The organism is Streptomyces tailanensis (genome assembly GCF_008386495.1).
Lineage (GTDB): Bacteria > Actinomycetota > Actinomycetes > Streptomycetales > Streptomycetaceae > Streptomyces > Streptomyces tailanensis.
The window spans coordinates 151,479-169,200 of the sequence record NZ_VTHJ01000004.1 but is presented as its reverse complement, the minus strand read 5'-3'; the positions used below and the strand labels follow the sequence as shown (position 1 = coordinate 169,200).

14 protein-coding genes are annotated in these 17,722 nt (G+C 69.5%); 5 read left to right on the top strand and 9 right to left on the bottom strand.

All coding sequences use genetic code 11. From position 1 onward, the window contains the following. Window positions 1-19: 19 nt before the first annotated feature. Together F3T56_RS05435 and F3T56_RS05430 are read right to left on the bottom strand one after the other, a co-directional pair. Window positions 20-1,060, bottom strand: coding sequence for an AI-2E family transporter (locus F3T56_RS05435; RefSeq protein WP_149823533.1), 1,041 nt, complete (start codon window positions 1,058-1,060; stop codon window positions 20-22). Window positions 1,061-1,164: 104 nt separating this feature from the next. Beyond that, window positions 1,165-2,232 (bottom strand): helix-turn-helix domain-containing protein, encoded by a 1,068-nt coding sequence (locus tag F3T56_RS05430; RefSeq protein ID WP_246203416.1) that lies wholly within the window; start codon window positions 2,230-2,232, stop codon window positions 1,165-1,167. 255 nt (window positions 2,233-2,487) lie between these two features. Here F3T56_RS05430 and F3T56_RS05425 point away from each other — a divergent pair, with 255 nt between their 5' ends. Together F3T56_RS05425 and F3T56_RS05420 are read left to right on the top strand one after the other, a co-directional pair. Beyond that, window positions 2,488-3,243, top strand: coding sequence for a right-handed parallel beta-helix repeat-containing protein (locus F3T56_RS05425; protein WP_172638810.1), 756 nt, complete (start codon window positions 2,488-2,490; stop codon window positions 3,241-3,243). A 172-nt stretch (window positions 3,244-3,415) separates the two neighbouring features. Beyond that, window positions 3,416-4,372 (top strand): BRO-N domain-containing protein, encoded by a 957-nt coding sequence (locus F3T56_RS05420; RefSeq protein ID WP_246203415.1) that lies wholly within the window; start codon window positions 3,416-3,418, stop codon window positions 4,370-4,372. 126 nt (window positions 4,373-4,498) lie between these two features. Here F3T56_RS05420 and F3T56_RS05415 read toward each other — a convergent pair whose 3' ends face one another. The 3 genes from F3T56_RS05415 to F3T56_RS05405 form a co-directional block, all read right to left on the bottom strand. Then, window positions 4,499-5,470, bottom strand: coding sequence for a pirin family protein (locus F3T56_RS05415; protein WP_149823531.1), 972 nt, complete (start codon window positions 5,468-5,470; stop codon window positions 4,499-4,501). Between the two features lie 127 nt (window positions 5,471-5,597). Next, window positions 5,598-6,461 (bottom strand): DUF3592 domain-containing protein, encoded by an 864-nt coding sequence (locus F3T56_RS05410; RefSeq protein WP_149823530.1) that lies wholly within the window; start codon window positions 6,459-6,461, stop codon window positions 5,598-5,600. A 213-nt stretch (window positions 6,462-6,674) separates the two neighbouring features. Beyond that, window positions 6,675-7,172 (bottom strand): SseB family protein, encoded by a 498-nt coding sequence (locus tag F3T56_RS05405; protein ID WP_149823529.1) that lies wholly within the window; start codon window positions 7,170-7,172, stop codon window positions 6,675-6,677. A gap of 148 nt (window positions 7,173-7,320) precedes the next feature. Between F3T56_RS05405 and F3T56_RS05400 the strand changes: the two genes are divergently transcribed. From F3T56_RS05400 to F3T56_RS05390, 3 genes are all read left to right on the top strand, one after another. Beyond that, window positions 7,321-9,147, top strand: a complete 1,827-nt coding sequence (locus F3T56_RS05400) for an acyl-CoA dehydrogenase (protein ID WP_149823528.1) — start codon at window positions 7,321-7,323, stop codon at window positions 9,145-9,147. 129 nt (window positions 9,148-9,276) lie between these two features. After that, on the top strand, window positions 9,277-10,575 hold the full coding sequence (locus tag F3T56_RS05395; protein WP_149823527.1) for a M18 family aminopeptidase: 1,299 nt from the start codon (window positions 9,277-9,279) through the stop codon (window positions 10,573-10,575). Between the two features lie 110 nt (window positions 10,576-10,685). Beyond that, window positions 10,686-10,928 (top strand): DUF6458 family protein, encoded by a 243-nt coding sequence (locus F3T56_RS05390; RefSeq protein ID WP_149823526.1) that lies wholly within the window; start codon window positions 10,686-10,688, stop codon window positions 10,926-10,928. 21 nt (window positions 10,929-10,949) lie between these two features. Here the strand turns inward: F3T56_RS05390 and F3T56_RS05385 are convergent, their stop codons facing one another. The 4 genes from F3T56_RS05385 to F3T56_RS05370 form a co-directional block, all read right to left on the bottom strand. Further along, window positions 10,950-12,965: a M36 family metallopeptidase gene (locus tag F3T56_RS05385; RefSeq protein ID WP_149823525.1), complete on the bottom strand. Its 2,016-nt coding sequence runs from the start codon at window positions 12,963-12,965 to the stop codon at window positions 10,950-10,952. A gap of 66 nt (window positions 12,966-13,031) precedes the next feature. Continuing rightward, window positions 13,032-15,032 (bottom strand): M28 family metallopeptidase, encoded by a 2,001-nt coding sequence (locus tag F3T56_RS05380; protein ID WP_149823524.1) that lies wholly within the window; start codon window positions 15,030-15,032, stop codon window positions 13,032-13,034. A gap of 321 nt (window positions 15,033-15,353) precedes the next feature. Beyond that, on the bottom strand, window positions 15,354-17,207 hold the full coding sequence (locus F3T56_RS05375; protein ID WP_149823523.1) for an NHL domain-containing thioredoxin family protein: 1,854 nt from the start codon (window positions 17,205-17,207) through the stop codon (window positions 15,354-15,356). 101 nt (window positions 17,208-17,308) lie between these two features. After that, entirely contained in the window at window positions 17,309-17,722 is a 414-nt protein-coding gene (locus F3T56_RS05370) for a cupin domain-containing protein (RefSeq protein WP_149823522.1), read from the bottom strand.

Below are 17,722 nucleotides of genomic sequence, written 5' to 3'. Positions count from 1 at the left end.
TCTAAGGGGTCTAAGGGGTCTAAGGGGTTTCCTCGGTGGCATAGCGCGCCCGTAGTTCGTGTACGACTCCGAAGACGGCCGCGGTGAGCGGTACCGAGAGGAGCATGCCGAGGATGCCGGCGACCGAGGCGCCCGCGGTGATGGCGAGCATGACGACCGCCGGGTGCATCTGTACGGTCCGGCTCTGGATCAGCGGCTGCAGCACATGCCCCTCCAGGACCTGGACGGCGACGACCACCCCGAGGGCCCACAGCGCGATCACGAACCCCCGGTCGGCGAGGGCGACGAGCACGGCCACCGCGCCGGAGATGAAAGCACCGAGGTAGGGGATGTAGGCGCCGACGAAGACGAGCGCGCCGAGCCCGACCGCGCCCGGCACGTCGAGGATCAGCAACCCGACGGTGATGCAGGTGGCGTCGATGAGCGCGATGAGGGTCGTCCCACGCATGAACCCCTCGACCGCCCCGAAGGCCCGCCGGGCGATGGCCTCGACGGTGTCGGCGCCCCCGCGCGGCGAGACGGCGCGGATCATACCGACGGCGCGGTGGGAGTCCCGCAGGAAGAAGAAGACGAGCAGCAGCGCGAGTACGGCCAAGGCGATGGCCTCACCGACGACGCTCACCCCGCTGATGACATTGGAGGCCGCCGTCCCGCCGAACCTGGTGAGCAGTTCCTTCGCGTTGGCGGCCAGATCATCGAGCGAGGTCCCGGCGGCCCCGAAGTGCGTGGCGAGATCGTCGGCCGCGTCCCTGAGCGAGGCGATGATCTGATCGCCGGTGTCGATGAGCGCCGCGACCACGATGTACACGGCCCCGCCGACCACCGCGACGACAGCGACACACGTCAGCCCGGCCGCCACGGAACGATGCACCCGAGCCTTGACCAGCCGCCGGTACAACGGCCCGAGAAGCGCGGTCCCGAGCAGCGCGAGCAGCACGGGCGTGACGGCGGCCCTGAACTCCACGCACAACCGGACGCCGATGTACACGACCCCGGCGACGAGCAGCACGACGACACACCAGGCCGCAAGACGCCGCACGGGCTCGGGGAGCAGCTGCACGCTTCCAGCCGACCACGGCCCGGGAGGGGCTGTCGTGCGCGGACGGCCCGGGCGGGTGACGGGGGGCGGGCACTGTCATACGACGCCGATGCCGACGCCGACCGTCACCCTCGCCCGATGAGGAACACCTGCGCGAGGACGTCCGTCCCCTTCTCCTTCTCCGTGCAGTTCTCCGCGACGGCCACCGCGTTCGCCTCGTCGGCGTTCCCGCGGATGCCGAGGCACATGTCGTCGGCCTGCTCGGGGCGCAGTAGCCAGCCGTCGGCGGTGCCCTCGGCGCGTTCGATACGGAAGAGTTGGGAGGGCCCCGGGACCTGGCAGTCGTTCCGGGGTTCGAGCATCTGCCGGAACTCCCCGTCGGTCAGGAGGGTGAGGCAGCCCTTGCCCTTGTCCGGATCCGGGTGGTCCCACTGGATGCGGTACAGCCCGTCGTCCGACTTCAGCAGATACGTCTTCGGCGGTACGGCTTCGCCGCACGGCCGCTGTACCGCCACGACCTTGGACGCACCGCTCTCGACGTGCGCCTCCCCGTCGGTCAGGCACAGCTCGGGCGCGCGCACCGGGCGAATGCGGGACAGTCCGGGGGCGGGGCCGGGCTCTACCGGGGTGGACGTCTCCGACGCCTGGCCGCCCGCACCCTCGGCGGCCGGCGACTCCCCGTCCTGCGGCAACAGCACCAGCGCGCCGATGACGAGCAGAGCGACGGTCCCGAGCGAGGCCACGGCGGCGAGGGAAGCGGTACGCAGACGGCTGCCGGAGCTGCCGGAAGACGATGCGGGGGAGTCCGATGAGTCGGGTGAGTCGGGCGAGTCCGGTGAATCCGAGGACTCGCCCTCGACGACCCCGGCCGTGGACGCGATCCGCTCCCTGGCCGTCAGCCACGCGGACTCGTCCTTCCCTGCCCCGCACGCCCGGACGAGCGCGGCGACGACCTCCGCGCGGGGCAGCGCATCGCGCCGCAGTACGTCCGCGAGGGTGCTGCGCGCCAGGACGTCACCGCGCGCGGCGGCCTTCTGCTCCAACTGCCGGAAGGTGAGCCCGCTGTGCTCCTTGAGCCGCCGCAACAGGGCGACGTACTCCGCGGAAGTACGCGCGCCCCCCGGTCCTAACTCCCCGGTTGTTCCGCTGCGTTCGGTGTTCTCGGTGTTCTCGCCGTCCCCCGTGATCGCCATGCGGTCATTGTGATCCCGGCCGTCGCGGCCGACAACCCTCGTCCCGGCCACGTCGGGCGCCCCGCCCCGTCTCGCCCGTACTGCCCGGACAAGCCGCTGACCAGCCCGGACAGCGGCCCGTCTGTCCCGGACACGGAAAGCCATTGCCGGACAAGATCCCGCAGCCCAGGCTCGGTTGCTGTCGCGACGGCCGGCCCCACGGGGGTGGCCCGGCCGCGCCCCACCCGCCTGACCCACATGAAGAGGAGTCGCCCCATGCGTACGCACGCCCCGCGTACCCGTTCCGTACCGAAGGCCTTCGTCACCACCGCGGTCGGCAGCGCGCTGATCCTGGGTGCCCTGGCCGAGCCGAGCTGGTCGGCGCCGGCCGTGGCCGCGAAGTACCCGGGACAGGGCAAGTGCCCGACGGGCGACTACCAGCTCTGCATCAACGGCGGTCCCGGCAACTTCACCATCAAGGGCAGGACGTTCTCCGGCCACGCCAACGCCATCCTGCTGCGCAACGTCTCGAACGTCACGATCACCGGGAACACCTTCAAGAACCTCAGCGGCTCCACCGGCTACGCCGGGGTCCATGTGAAGAACTCCTCCGGCATCGTGATCAAGAAGAACACGTTCTCCAACCTGCGCAACAAGGGCCACATGCACGGGGTCTACCTCTACCGGACCACGGGCAGCACCATCACCGGCAACAAGTTCTCCTCCATCTCCGGCGACCCCGTACGCATCCGGGACCGCAGCAGCCGCAACACGGTGAGCGGTAACACCTTCACCAAGTCGGGCACGTACGCCATGTTCAGCGAGTGGCGCGACACGGCGAAGGGCGAAGTCTGCGGCAGCGGCGGCAACGTCTTCAAGAACAACAAGTACGGCATCGGCTACTACGGCAAGCCCGTCCCCCTCACCCTCTGGGGCGGCAAGGGCAGCGGAAAGAAGGGCCCGAACAAGCTCACCTGGAAGAACTGCAAGAAGGCCACCATCGTCAACAAGGGGGGCAACAGCAGGCTCTGACCTTCCGCCGACAGGCGGAAGGTCAGAGGTGAGAGGGGCAGGCGGAGGGGACCTGTCCCACTCACCCTTTGTCACAGAATCGATACCTCTGTCCACTATCGGGTGAACATCCTTGCTACGACCGCGAGTTGTTCCGCCTTCTGCCTAGCTTCCGAGGCGGAGGTGATGCTCGATGTACGAGCAGAAGAACCCGCCGTCGGACCAGTCGGCGGCACAACAGCAGGACGCGATCGACATCAACGACTTCGTGTTCGCGGCCACGGGGGCGCGAATCCGGAGGCTCACGTTGCCGGACGGAACGCACTGGTTTCCGGCGATGGATGTGGCGGGCAATCTCGGTTACGCCAACACGCGGGACGCCGTGCACAACATGGTCCCGCAACAGCACGTAACAACGCTCGGCGATATTGCGCGAAGCGTCGGCCAGAGCGACGCAGCACGCAATATTACAGGTCACGGGCTTCGTAAGACGATGAAGATGGTGAACCTTCAGGGGCTCATCCAGCTCGTCAACGGGTGCACGAAGCCGGAGTCCCAGCCCTTCAAGGACTGGGTTTCCGAGGTCATCAAGACCATCCAGGTCGACGGCTCCTACAGCCTTGAACCGGCCCCGGTGCAACCCTCGCCCACCGACACCACCGCCTACGTCATGCCGCAACAAGTCGCCGACGCCATCGTGCGACTCGAAGAGCGGAACATCCGGGCGGACGAGATGCTGACGGCGTTCCAACAGGAGCGGAACGACCTGCTGAAGCAGCTCAGCCGCAGCCAGGACGTGATGGCCCAAGCGCTGCGCGACATCGCGGAGAACCTACGGCGCCCCGCCGACCGCCCCCGCTCCTCCCCCGCGCCGGAGCTGACTCCGCAACAACTCCTCGCCAACTGGAAGGCGAGGAATCTCGTCTCACCGAGGACGTCCACGCCGTGGCGGCCTACCTGGCCCCGACGCTGCTACACGGCGGCGCCGACTACCACCTGGAGGAGATCGCGACGGACACGGGTCTGCCCCTGGACCGCGTCCGCGACTGCCTGGAGATGCTGTGCGAACAGGAGTGTGTGCGCCAGGCCGGCCGCGCGCCGGACGGGGCACCGCTCTACGTGCTGCCGTAGCGCCGTAACACCCGTGTAAGACAGGCCCGAAGTCGCAAACCAGCGTTGCGACTTCGGGCCTTGTCGTACCGTACCGGACTCAAGCACCCGCCGGTGGCGAAGGGCCCCCGCCCATGGTCGGACAGGAGCCTCGACTCGTTCACGTTCAGATGCCGCCCTCGGACATCCCGTGGACAGCCGGGACCGTCCCGAGCCGCCCCTTCTGGAAGTCCTCGAAAGCCTGCTGCAGTTCCTCGCGGGTGTTCATGACGAACGGACCGTAGTGGGCCATGGGCTCACGGATCGGCTGTCCGCCCAGCAGCACGATGTCCAGGTCGGGCGCGTTGGAGTCCTGCTTCTCGTCCGCGCGGAACGTGATCGAGGAGCCCGCGCCGAAGACGGCCGTCTGACCCATGTGGATCGGCCGCCGGTCCGCACCGACGCTGCCGCGCCCGGCGAGGACGTACGCGAGGGCGTTGAAGTCCTCGCGCCACGGCAGCGTGATCTCCGCGCCCGGCGCCACGGTCGCGTGGAGCAGGGTGATCGGGGTGTGGGTGATGCCCGGTCCCTGGTGACCGTCCAGCTCACCGGCGATGACGCGGAGGAGCGCGCCGCCGTCGGGGGTGGTGAGGAGCTGGACCTGGCCGCCGCGGATGTCCTGGTACCTGGGGGCCATCATCTTGTCCTTGGCCGGGAGGTTCACCCAGAGCTGGATGCCGTGGAAGAGCCCGCCGGACATGACGAGGGACTCCGGCGGCGCCTCGATGTGGAGGAGGCCGGAACCGGCCGTCATCCACTGGGTGTCGCCGTTGGTGATGGTGCCGCCACCGCCCTGGCTGTCCTGGTGGTCGAAGATCCCGTCGATGATGTAGGTGACGGTCTCGAAGCCGCGGTGCGGATGCCACGGGGTCCCTTTCGGCTCCCCAGGCTGATACTCCACCTCACCCATCTGGTCCATCATGATGAACGGGTCCAGGTGGCGGTAGTGGATCCCGGCGAACGCACGGCGCACCGGGAAGCCCTCACCCTCGAAGCCACTGGGCGCGGTCGTCACACCGAGCACGGGACGGGCCACCGCGTCGGCCGGCGCCACCACTCGGGGCAGGGCCAGCGGGTTCTCGACGGTCACTGCGGGCATGTCGGTACCTCCTCGTCGTACGCTCACTTTAGTTGACTATTGAACTTTCCGCCAGTCTCAACAGCTCACGACCGCGACGCATTCCCCTCCCTGCCGTGGGTGCCTCACCCCCTCTCCGCCATGGGCCTCATTCCGCTCCGGGCCATGGGAACAGGGCCACCACCCCCACGACCATGAACACCGCCCCGGCCACCACCGCCGGGACCCCGACCAGCACGACGAGCAGCCATGCCCCGGCCAGCCGCACCGCCGTACCGCGTCCGACCTTGTTGTTCTCCTTCGGGTCCGCGGGGTCGTAGACGATCTCGACCCGCTCGGCGCCACCGCCTTTCGTGCCATGGCGCTGATGGACCTCACCGCTCGTGTCGGTGAAGGAGTAGACGTGCTTCTTGACGGTGTCCTCCCCGGAGCGTTCCTCGTACGAGTACTCCAGTCGCCCCTCCACCGTGATCCCCCGGGTGCGCAGCGCGGCTGCCTTCTCCTTCGCCTCCCAACCGCCCATCACGCTCCCCAGCCCGAGCAGGGCCACCCAGGGGCCCAGCAGCCACAGGACGAAGGGTGTCGTCCTTCCGGCGAGCCAATGGACGAGCGGCACCAGCAGATAGACCACCAGCAGGCCCGTCGCCACCCAGCGCTCCGGGCGCGGCGACCACCGCTTCACCACCTCCTCCGACACCAGCCCCGTCCCGTCGGGACGCGGCTCCTCGGCGTCCCGTACGGGCAGCGCCCGGCTCACGGCCGCAGCGAACTCCCGGACCATCGGGGCGCTGCGTGCCCTTAGGACATAGGTCACGGCGGGTGGGGCCCCGGCGGTCAGTACGACGGTCAGCTCCCGGCCTCGCTGGCCGCCCACGTCCAACCGTTCGATCGCCGCCACGGGGATACGGCGGCGGATCCGCCCCTGGTCCAGCAACAGCACGCCGGCCTTCAGCCGGGCAACAGAACGCCGCCGACCATGCAGGACCAGCGGCGAGGTGTCGATCTCGGTCACGGGGGCACAGTATGGGACCCCGCGAACCGAAAGAAACGGTTCAGCAAACCCAGAAAGGCCCACGGCAGCCAAGCCAGGGGCGCGCGGGGCTGTATCGATATGGGGCTCCGCCGCGTGGGCGCGAGCAACCCCCACAACCCGCACCCCGCACCCCGCAACGAACCGCAGCGCCCCCACCCCGCCCCGGCCCGACCAGCGGAGCTACTCGCGGAGCTACCCGTACATCCGCCGCATCGCGAACTCCACCATCTGCTCCACAGCCTTCGCGTCGAACACCATCCGGTGCTCGCCCTCCATGTCGAGGACGAAGCCATAGCCGGTCGGGAGGAGGTCGATGACCTCGGCGCCGGTGATGACGAAGTACTTGGACTCCTTGCCGGCATACCGGCGGAGCTCCTTGAGCGAGGTGAACATCGGGATCACCGGCTGCTGGGTGTTGTGCAGGGCCAGGAACCCGGGGTTGTCGCCGCGCGGGCAGTACACCTTGGACGTCGCGAAGACCTGCTGGAAGTCCTCCGCGGCCATCTGACCGGTGGTGAAGGCGCGCACCGCGTCCGCGAGCGAGGGCGGTGACGGCTCGGGGTACAGCGGCGGCTGCTGCCCGTAGCCGCCGCCCATCGGGCCGCCGGGCATCTGCTGGCCCGGCATCTGCTGCTGCGGTGGCGGGGCGTACTGCTGCTGAGTGCCAGCGTTCTGGTCGTAGCCGTACATGCGGCAAAGCGTAACGAGTCACAGATGGCCCGATCGGGGTTGCTTCTTATTACCGGTGGGTAGCATTATCGACATCGAAGCTACTTGTTGGTATGTGAACTAGCGCGAGGATCCAGTGCCTCGCCGATCTCTCTACGGAGCCATCGCCATGGGGCACTACAAGTCGAACCTCCGCGACATCGAGTTCAACCTCTTCGAGGTCCTCGGGCGCGACAAGCTGTACGGCACCGGCCCGTTCGCGGAGATGGACACGGACACGGCCAAGAGCATCCTGGAGGAGCTGACCCGTCTCGCCGAGAACGAGCTGGCGGAGTCCTTCACGGACGCCGACCGCAACCCGCCGGTCTTCGACCCGGAGACGAACACCGCTCCGGTCCCGGCCACGTTCAAGAAGAGCTACAAAGCCTTCATGGACTCGGAGTACTGGCGCCTCGGCCTGCCCGAGGAGATCGGCGGTACGACCTCCCCCCGCTCCCTGATCTGGGCGTACGCGGAGCTGCTGCTCGGCTCGAACCCGGCCGTGTGGATGTACGCCTCCGGCCCGGCGTTCGCCGGAATCCTCTACGACGAGGGCAACGACGTACAGAAGAAGATCGCCCAGATCGCCGTCGAGAAGACCTGGGGCTCCACCATGGTGCTCACCGAACCCGACGCGGGTTCCGATGTGGGTGCCGGTCGCACGAAGGCCGTGCAGCAGGAGGACGGCTCCTGGCACATCGAGGGTGTGAAGCGGTTCATCACGTCCGGTGAGCACGACATGGAGGAGAACATCCTTCACTACGTGCTGGCCCGCCCCGAGGGCCACGGCCCCGGCACCAAGGGTCTGTCCCTCTTCCTCGTCCCGAAGTACCTCTTCGACTTCGAGACCGGCGAGCTGGGGATGCGCAACGGCGTCTACGCCACGAACGTCGAGCACAAGATGGGCCTGAAGGCCTCCAACACCTGCGAGATGACCTTCGGCGACCGTCACCCGGCCAGGGGCTGGCTGATCGGCGACAAGCACGACGGCATCCGCCAGATGTTCCGCATCATCGAGTTCGCCCGGATGATGGTCGGCACGAAGGCGATCTCCACGCTGTCGACGGGCTACCTGAACGCCCTTGAGTACGCCAAGGAGCGCGTCCAGGGCCCGGACCTCGCGAACTTCATGGACAAGACCGCGCCCAAGGTCACCATCACCCACCACCCCGACGTCCGCCGCTCGCTGATGACGCAGAAGGCGTACGCGGAGGGCATGCGCGCCCTCGTCCTCTACACGGCCTCCATCCAGGACGAGATCCAGGTCAAGGGGGCGGCGGGCGAGGACATCTCCGCCCTGGAGGCCCTGAACGACCTGCTCCTGCCCATCGTCAAGGGCTACGGCTCCGAGAAGGGCTACGAGCAGCTCGCCCAGTCGCTGCAGACCTTCGGCGGCTCCGGCTTCCTGCAGGAGTACCCGATCGAGCAGTACATCCGCGACGCCAAGATCGACACCCTGTACGAGGGCACCACCGCGATCCAGGGCCAGGACTTCTTCTTCCGGAAGATCGTCCGCAACCAGGGCGCCGCGCTGAACTCCCTCGCCGAGGAGATCAAGAAGTTCCTGGCGCTCGGTGAGGGCGGCGAGCAGCTGGCGGTCGCCCGCGAGCACCTCGCCAAGGCCGCGGTCGAGCTGGAGTCCCTGGTCGGCCTCCTCCTCACCGACCTCGCCGCCACCGAGCAGGACGTCAAGAACATCTACAAGGTGGGCCTCAACACCACCCGCCTCCTCATGGCCTCCGGTGACGTCGTCGTCGGCTACCTCCTCCTCAAGGGCGCCGCCGTCGCCGCCGAGAAGCTGGAGACGGCCTCCGCCAAGGACAGGGCCTTCTACACCGGCAAGATCGCGGCGGCGAAGTTCTTCGCGGCCAACGTCCTCCCGGGCGTCACCCTGGCCCGCAAGATCTCCGAGAACGCCGACCTGGACCTGATGGAGCTGGACGAGGCGGCGTTCTAACAGCCGCTAGCTGAAGCTGGGGGCAGCCGCGCCGCCGGGCCGGCTGCCCACCCACCTGTCCCACCTGCGGGCGAGGGCCCGCTCCCAACCCCCGGGAGCGGGCCCTCGTACGTCGTTAAGGTGAACCCCATGCGCACACCCCCACGCTTCGATCGCGGCCACACCGACGACCTCATGACCTTCCTGACGGCCAGCCCGTCCCCGTACCACGCGGTGGCGAGCGCCGCGGAACGGCTGGAGAAGGCCGGCTTCCGACAGGTCTCGGAGACCGACGCATGGGACGGCGCCCTGGGCGGCAAGTACGTGCTGCGCGGCGGCGCGATCATCGCCTGGTACGTGCCGGAGGGCGCCACCTCGCACACCCCGTTCCGCATCGTCGGCGCCCACACCGACTCCCCCAACCTGCGCGTCAAACCCCGCCCGGACAGCGGAGCGCACGGCTGGCGCCAGGTCGCCGTCGAGATCTACGGCGGCCCGCTGCTCAACTCCTGGCTGGACCGCGACCTCGGCCTCGCCGGCCGTCTCTCCCTGCGCGACGGCACCAGCCGCCTGGTCAACATCGACAGACCCCTCCTCCGCGTTCCCCAACTCGCCGTCCACCTCGACCGCACGGTCACCTCCGAGGGCCTCAAACTCGACAAGCAGCGTCACCTCCAGCCCATCTGGGGCCTGGGCGACGACATCCGCGACGGTGACCTGATCGCCTTCCTGGAGGAGGAGTCGGGCCTCCCCAAGGGCGAGGTCACCGGCTGGGACCTGATGACCCACTCCGTCGAACCGCCCGCGTACCTGGGCCGCGACAAGGAGCTCCTCGCCGGTCCCCGCATGGACAACCTCCTCTCCGTGCACGCCGGTACGGCCGCGCTCGCCGCCGTCGCCACCTCCGGCGACGAACTCCCCCACATCCCCGTCCTCGCCGCCTTCGACCACGAGGAGAACGGCTCCCAGAGCGACACCGGCGCCGACGGCCCGCTCCTCGGCGGCGTACTGGAGCGCTCGGTGTTCGCCCGCGGCGGCTCGTACGAGGACCGGGCGCGCGCCTTCGCCGGTACGGTCTGCCTCTCCTCGGACACCGGTCACGCCGTCCACCCCAACTACGCGGAGCGCCACGACCCGACGCACCACCCCCGCGCCGACGAAGGCCCGATCCTCAAGGTCAACGTCAACAACCGCTACGCCACGGACGGTTCGGGCCGCGCGGTCTTCGCCGCCGCCTGCGAGCGGGCCGGCGTGCCCTTCCAGACCTTCGTCTCCAACAACTCCATGCCCTGCGGCACCACCATCGGCCCCATCACCGCCGCCCGGCACGGCATCCGTACCGTCGACATCGGCGTCGCCATCCTCTCCATGCACAGCGCCCGCGAACTGTGCGGCGCCAAGGACCCTTACCTCCTGGCGAACGCACTGGCGGCGTTCCTGGAGGGCTAGGCCCTGTAGCCCCCAGTTACGGACAGCCCCGTCCGGGTACCCGGAGCCGACCGGAAGGACCGAACGACCGGAACTACCGGCCGACCCAACCGGACTGGGAGGGAACACTCATGGGCCTGGGCGGGTGCATCATTCTGATCGCCGTGGGGGCCATCCTCACGTTCGCCACCGACTGGGACATGCAAGGGGTCAACCTCGACCTGGTCGGCGTCATCTTCATGATCGTCGGACTCATCGGAGTCGCGACATTCAGCAGCATCGCCAAGCGCAGGCGCGTCGTGGTGCCGCCCGCGACCCCCGTCATCGACGACGACCGGCACCACCATCACCGCGACGGCTACCAGGGGTACTGAGGAAGATCCGGCTGATCCGCCTCAGTCCTCGTGTCCGGCCGGGGGCAGCTGGGTGCCGGACCGGCAGCCGGTGAAGGACGCGTTGGGGCAGAAGGCGTCGAAGCCCATGCCGTAGCGGGCGAAGGATTCCCAGGCCGCCTTGCGGACCTCGGGGTACTCGGCCTCGGTGAACGCCGCGCCCTTGAGGTCCTTCAGGGCCCGCAGGATCGCGCCACGGGCGGTGAGGAACGACGGGTTCTTCGGGGTGAGTTTCAGCCCGTCGACGACGGCCTGCCAGGCGACCCGGTAGCCGCGCTCCTTGCTGCCGAGTTCCGCGCCGATCCGGCGGGTCATCTCCATGAGCGCGGCGCACCAGATCTCGCCGACGTTGTGGATCCTCGTGTAGTCGAGCCCGCCCGCGGTCCGCCCGATGGCCCCGAAGTCACCGGGGTAGCGGTCGTCGTACGGGCGCTGGCGGATGCCGCCCGGGTCGTTGACGACCCAGTCGCCGACGACGGTGTGCTCCCGCTCGCGGGAGAAGTTGAAGATGGTGAGCGCGAAGTAGTCCGACCAGCCCTCGCCCATCGCCCGGGACTGCTCCTCGCGCAGACCGTTGGCATCGTGCAGGCCTCCGACCAGCCGGTTGGTCACACCGTGTGTGAACTCGTGGAAGACGACGTGTGCGTCGTTGGCCGTGTGCCGTCCGGTGCCGGCGACCAGTCCCATGTTCATCTCCGCCGCCCGACCGTCGGGGGGCGTGAGCATGTTGGCCGTGCCGAAGACCGGCCGGGGATGCGCGAGGGCGACGACCGGGTCGGCGCCGTGGCCCAGGCCCGAGAAATTGACGGTCTGGAAGTTGCCGTGCTCCTCCGTGAAGTCGAGCATCACGAAGAAGTCGTGCATGTAGTTGCAGAAGAAGAAGATATTGGTGACGAGCTGCTCGGGTGTGTCCGGGGTCGGGGCGAACACCCCGTTGCCCGCCGTGTCGACGCCGACCTTGAAGCTTTCACCGGTGTCCCCGTCGACGGCCTGCACATTGTTCCCGACGGTCGCCACCTGCCCGTTCTGCCGCTCGGCCCATGGCCCGGGGAACCCGGGCAACGGGTCGGGCGGCGATACGACCGGATAGTCGCTCAGCGGCAGCGGGAAGGAAGCCAGGGCGTACCCGGTCTCGGCCGGGTTCTGCCGGAACACCAGTCCTCCGACGACATGGTTCGTCAGGTCCTGGAGGTAGAGGACCTGGGGCGCGGCCTTGTCCGGCGTTCTCTCGTCGGCCTCCACGAGCGCGTGGTACTGCACGGCTCCCTTCGCGCGCGAGAACCTGAACGACCAGGCGAGACGGACGGTGTCGCCCATGTAGAAGTACACGAGCCGAGCGGGGATCGCCTCCTCGAAGGCGCCTTTGTCGAACGTCATCGGCTGGTCGTTGCCCGCCTGGGAACTCAGCCGGCGGAAACCTTCCGAGATGTCCAGAGCGGGCAGTTCGTCGGTGCCGAAGGGGCCGTCGATCGTGACCGGTTCGGCCGCCTTCGCGGCGCCGGCGGCCAGAGCCGTCTCGACCGGCACCGCCGGCATCGTGGGCACATTGCCCGGCACGCTCGCCGTGTCGCCGACGACCCTGTCGACCCTGCCGTCCTCGCGCAGCCACACCTTGGGAGCCATGCCCCACACGTCGATGCCGTTGAGTGTCTGCTGGAGGCTGACCACGCGCATGCCGCCGCTCGTGGACATCACCTTCGGATCGGCCTCGAACTCGGCGGGCTCTCCGGCGGCGAAGCCGATCGCCCCCGAGACCGAGGAAAGGTACTCCTTGGCGCGGACGATGTAGTCGCCGTCGGCGGCCTCGGCGCCCGCCCGTTCGGCGAGTCCGGCCGGTGCGCCCTCCACCCGCAGCTCGGTCAGGTGCCCTGTGAAGCGGTTCACCTTGCTGTCGTCGGCGATGAGGGTGTGGTGCACCGACGCCGCCACGCGATCGGTCTCGGCGAGGAACGCCTCGGCGCCCTGGACCCGGGCGAGCCGGTCGTACTCCAGATCCCGCTTGTCGATCAGCTGTGTCATGACGGTTGCTCCTGTCACCGGGCGCGAGACCCGGCTTCGCTGTCCTGTGGGTTGGAGGAAAGCCCCCTAGAGGCCCGCGAGGGTGAGGGCGGTCGCCGTGACGGAGCGGGCGACCGTGGCCGCGAACTCCGGGCTGTGGTCCTGGTCGATGAGGGTGTCTCCCGGGGTGTGGTACTGCCTGGTGCCCGTACCGGGCCCGCCGCCCGGAGCGAATATGTCCTCGGAGACGGCGATGGCCGCCCACCCCCGCTCGTGGAAGCTGGCGTGGTCGCTCCGTCCGATCGCCGGATCGGAGGGGCCCGTGAGCTGTTGAACCGTCACCGCGGGGTCGATGGCGGGGACGGTGTCCGCGACGAGAGCGCCCAGCGTGTCGGATGCTCCGACCACCGGACCCGGCACCGAGGAACCGGCGTGGATCTCGACGATGGGTATGCTGCCCTGCTGCCGACCCGCGATCATGTCCATCTGGAAGACACCGGCGATACGGTCGTCCGCCGCGGCGGCGGCCCGCGCATAGAACTTGCTGCCGACCAGGCCCTGTTCCTCGGCGTTGAACAGCACGAAGCGCACGTTCCGGGTCGGTGTCCTGCCCTCCGCGAGCATGTGGTGCAGGCACTCCGCCGCGGCCATGACGGCGGCGGTTCCGCTGCCGTCGTCGTCGGCGCCCGGTGCGGGGTCCCCGGTGGGGTCGTAGGGGCGCGGGTCGCCGTTCTCGTCGACGAATGCACCGCTGGAGGCAGTGGAGTCCAGATGCGCGGTGATGAGAACCGTGGAGTCCGCCCCGGCCACACGGTGCTCGGCCTCCACATTGAACAACCGGCGTCCGCGCCACCGGAATTGGTGCAGTCGTACCCTCAGGCCGAGGTTCTGGAAGCGGTCCGCGAGCGCCTCGACGACTCGGGGGTTGTCCACGGCGGACGCGTCACGGCTGCGCACCAGCAGCGCCTCGCCGTCTCTGAGCGGTTCGACACCGGAGATGCGCGCGACGTGGCCGCGCAGTACCTCGGGGGTCACGGCCGCCCGTACCGCGGCGATCGTCTCCGGGGAGGGGCGGCCGTCACCGGCTGCCGACACGGGCGGGCCCGGCTCCGTCGGGCCTTCCCCAGTCCCTTCCGTAGCGCCTTCTGCAAGGCCTGCGGCGAATCCTTGTGCCCATGCCTCGCCGGGGCGGAAGAGAAGCGCCGGGTCCGGAAGCAGTCGCTCGGTGTGGCCGGGCTTCGCGCCCGGCAGGTGGACGTCCTCGATCGGAGCGCCGGCGGGTGCGGCGACGTAGACACCGCCCGGCGCGGGGCCCAGCGGGAGGAGCGGCGGGGCCGTGACGCCGGCCAGTTCGTCGGCTACGACGCCGAAAGCGGACGTGGCGCGTGTCGTCGCCCTGTCCGGGGCGTCCGCGAAGCCCTGAGCGGGGGTGAGGGGGCGGTCGTCGCGGATCAGGAAGGCCGCCGTGTCCTCCACCGGCCCCCGCAGGTCGACCATGAACCCGGCCTGTTCGAGTGCCGCGGCGCCGCGCATGCTCGCCATGGCCAGCACGAGCCGCCCGGAGGCGATGTGCACGGGAACGACCTCGGTCCGGTTCGCGACCCTCTCCAGTGCGGGCAGCCCCCGGTCCTCGGGCAGTTCGATCCGCGCCCAGAGAACGGGGCGGTTCTCCAGGGCGGCGCCGGTGAATACGGGGTGGGCCGCCGTACGCAGTTCGGCTTGTGCGGCGAACGCGCGCTCCTGGTGGTCCTCGCCCACGAAGACGCACTCGCCGGCCGCGGAGGCCGGGCTCCCCTCGCCCGCCGCGCCAGCGACCGCCTCGTCGAAGATCTCCCGACTGTTCTTGGGGCCCCAACGGATGAGCGCGTCGTCCGTGAACCGGCCGGGGAACGCCTCCCGCAGCGCCGACGCGGCCCGCTCCGCGGCGCCTTCACCCGAGCCCGGGTTGGAGATGACGCCCTTGCGTACGTCTGGGAAGGCGTCGAGCACCGCGAGTACGCGGGGTCGGGGCAGCAACGTCAGCGAACCGTCCGCCTCCTCCCGGGCATCCGCCAGGGTCGCTCCTATGTCGAAGAAGAGCACGGGCATGTGGGTGCCTCCACGAAGTGAACCGGTCCGGAATCGGCACGTGCCCGAGCTCACGTGCCCGAACTCACGTGCCTGAGTGAACGTCCCGGGCGGCAGCGGCCGTTCGAGAACGAGGGGAACCGCGAGAGCGGGTGGCGCGACACGAGAGGGGAACCGTGAACGGCCCCGCGCCGGCCGACCACTGCCACACTCCACTCCGGAAATGGGCTCCCGACCACTCCATCGTCCGCCCTCGGTTGCGCGCTCGCATCCCGGGATATAGACGAACGCCGTTCAACTTCGGACAGTTGAAGGAGGTACTGAGCGCGAGCGACGGGCGTCCTAGGGACGGGCAACCTGAAGGGTCTCGTCCATCCCCGCCAGCACCAGCGGCAGCCGGTCCGTCCCGCCGTCCGTGATCCGGACCGGCACGCCCCAGTCCTGCTGGTGGACGTGGCAGGCCGGGTACTCGTTGGAAGGGTCGTCGTCGCAGGAGGCCGCCATCGCCGAGACGTGCAGGACGCCCTCGGATATGGACGGGTTGAGTTCCAGCGTGCGGGACAGGTCCGGGGCCGCGCCCTCGCCCCGGAGCAGCAGTTCGGGCGGAGTCGCGGAGACGAGGAGACGGGTCGACGGGCCGTACCGTTCGTCGAGCTTCTGGCCGGGCGGGGCCTGGAAGATGACGTCCAACCGCAGGCTGCCGGGGGCGACTTCGGTGGCCGCGCGCTGTGTGCGGTGGGCGACGGCCTCGACCTTCACCGTCTCCTCCGGCAGCCGCAGCCGGGTCAGCCGGTGTCTCGCCGACTCGACGACCACGATGTCGTCCCCGACGAGCACCGCGTCGCTCGGCTCCCGCAGATCCGTGGCGAGCGTGGTCACCTCACCCGTCGCCGGGTCATAGCGCCGCAACGCGTGGTTGTACGTGTCGCTGACCGCCACCGAACCGTCGGGCAGGACGGTGACCCCCAACGGATGCTGGAGCAGTGCCTGTTCGGCCGCGCCGTCACGGTGGCCGAAGTCGAAGAGCCCGGTGCCGACCGCCGTGTGGACCACCCCGTCGAGGTCCACCCATCTCAGCGCGGACGTCTCGGAGTCGGCCAGCCACAGCCGGTCGGCGGTGGCCGCGAGCCCCGACGGCTGCGCGAACCAGGCCTCCGCCCCCGGCCCGTCCACGAGTCCCTCGTTCGTCGTACCCGCCGCCACGGCCACGGTGCAGTCGGCCGGGTCGTACGTCCACAGTTGGTGGACACCGGCCATGGCGATCCAGACCTTGCCGGCGAAGACGGCCACGTCCCATGGCGAGGACAGGTCGACCTCCCACGCGAGACCCGAGGTCGGCGCCCCCTGCCACCACTGGCGGCCGGTGCCGGCGAGGGTCGAGACCTCGCCGGTGGCCGGGTCGAGGCGGCGCAGGGCGTGGTTCACGGTGTCGGCGACGACCACCACGCCGTTGTCCAGCAGCGCCAGCCCCTGCGGCTCGCTGAAGCGGGCGTGCTCGGCGGTGCCGTCCACGAATCCGCGCTCACCGGACCCGTAGCGCCGTACGACGGTCTCGCCGTCCGCCGCCAGCCGGACCAGCTGGTGCCGGGTCGTGTCGCTGACCAGGAAGTCGCCGTCCGGGAGGAGCAGCGCCTTGCCGGGAAAGCGCAGCACCGTCGGCTCCGGGTCCGGCGCCACGTACGGCCCGTCGCCGCGCCGTAGCGTGCCCTTCGCCCCGTGCTCGGCCTCCAGCTCCGTGACCAGCCGCTCGATGGCGTGGGCATGCCCCTCGCCCGCGTGCTGGGCGACGACATACCCCTCCGGGTCGATCACCACGAGCGTCGGCCAGGCCCGTACCGCGTACTGCTTCCACGTCGCGAGCTCCGGGTCGTCGAGGACGGGGTGCTCCACCTCGTACCTCTCCACGGCGTCGACCACCGCCCGGTGCTCCGCCTCGTGCGCGAACTTCGGCGAGTGCACCCCGATGACCACCACCGTGTCCCGGTGCTTCTCCTCCAACTCCCGCAGCTCGTCCAGGACATGCAGGCAGTTCACGCAGCAAAAGGTCCAGAAATCCAGCACCACTATCTTTCCCCGCAGGTCAGCGAGGGTGTACTGCTTCCCGCCCGTGTTCAGCCAGCCGCCCTTGCCGATCAGCTCGGGGGCGCGGACACGGACACGGCGGGGTGTCGGGTGCTGGGTCGTGGTGTCGTTCATGGGTCCAGAGTGCCACTCGCACGCCGCCCGCTCGCGAGCCTGTGGAAAACCTTGCGGCCGGGCCTGTGGATAACTCTCATCAACTCTCGGAGGCCCCGTGGTCAGGCCAGCGCATGCCCCGTCGTCGCGTCCACGTGGTCCGGGATCTCGTCGTGGCGGTCGCCCACAGTGAGGGTGCCGGTGGGCTCCAGGACGAGGATGGCGGCGCGGGCCGGGGCGTACGGCTTGTGCTCGGTGCCTCGCGGGACGGTGAAGACCGAGCCCTGGGGCAGGACGACCGTGCGCTCGCTGGCCGGTTCGCGCAGGGAGATGTGCAGTTCACCCTCGATGACCAGGAAGAACTCGTCGGTGTGGTCATGGGTGTGCCAGAGATGTTCGCCCTCGATCTTCGCGACGCGGACGTCGTAGTCGTTGACGGTGGTGACGATGCGGGGGCTCCACAGGGCGTCGAAGGAGGCAAGGGCGTCGAACAGAGCGATGGGTTCGGCGGGTTCGGTGCGTTCCGTGGATTCCAT

Coding starts and splice junctions, on each gene's coding strand:
- F3T56_RS05370 (WP_149823522.1), bottom strand. CDS start 17,722: ATGGAATCCACGGAACGCACCGAACCCGCCGAACCCATCGCTCTGTTC.
- F3T56_RS05425 (WP_172638810.1), top strand. CDS start 2,488: ATGCGTACGCACGCCCCGCGTACCCGTTCCGTACCGAAGGCCTTCGTC.
- F3T56_RS05395 (WP_149823527.1), top strand. CDS start 9,277: ATGCGCACACCCCCACGCTTCGATCGCGGCCACACCGACGACCTCATG.
- F3T56_RS05430 (WP_246203416.1), bottom strand. CDS start 2,232: ATGGCGATCACGGGGGACGGCGAGAACACCGAGAACACCGAACGCAGC.
- F3T56_RS05390 (WP_149823526.1), top strand. CDS start 10,686: ATGGGCCTGGGCGGGTGCATCATTCTGATCGCCGTGGGGGCCATCCTC.
- F3T56_RS05385 (WP_149823525.1), bottom strand. CDS start 12,965: ATGACACAGCTGATCGACAAGCGGGATCTGGAGTACGACCGGCTCGCC.
- F3T56_RS05415 (WP_149823531.1), bottom strand. CDS start 5,470: ATGCCCGCAGTGACCGTCGAGAACCCGCTGGCCCTGCCCCGAGTGGTG.
- F3T56_RS05405 (WP_149823529.1), bottom strand. CDS start 7,172: ATGTACGGCTACGACCAGAACGCTGGCACTCAGCAGCAGTACGCCCCG.
- F3T56_RS05400 (WP_149823528.1), top strand. CDS start 7,321: ATGGGGCACTACAAGTCGAACCTCCGCGACATCGAGTTCAACCTCTTC.
- F3T56_RS05420 (WP_246203415.1), top strand. CDS start 3,416: ATGTACGAGCAGAAGAACCCGCCGTCGGACCAGTCGGCGGCACAACAG.
- F3T56_RS05380 (WP_149823524.1), bottom strand. CDS start 15,032: ATGCCCGTGCTCTTCTTCGACATAGGAGCGACCCTGGCGGATGCCCGG.
- F3T56_RS05375 (WP_149823523.1), bottom strand. CDS start 17,207: ATGAACGACACCACGACCCAGCACCCGACACCCCGCCGTGTCCGTGTC.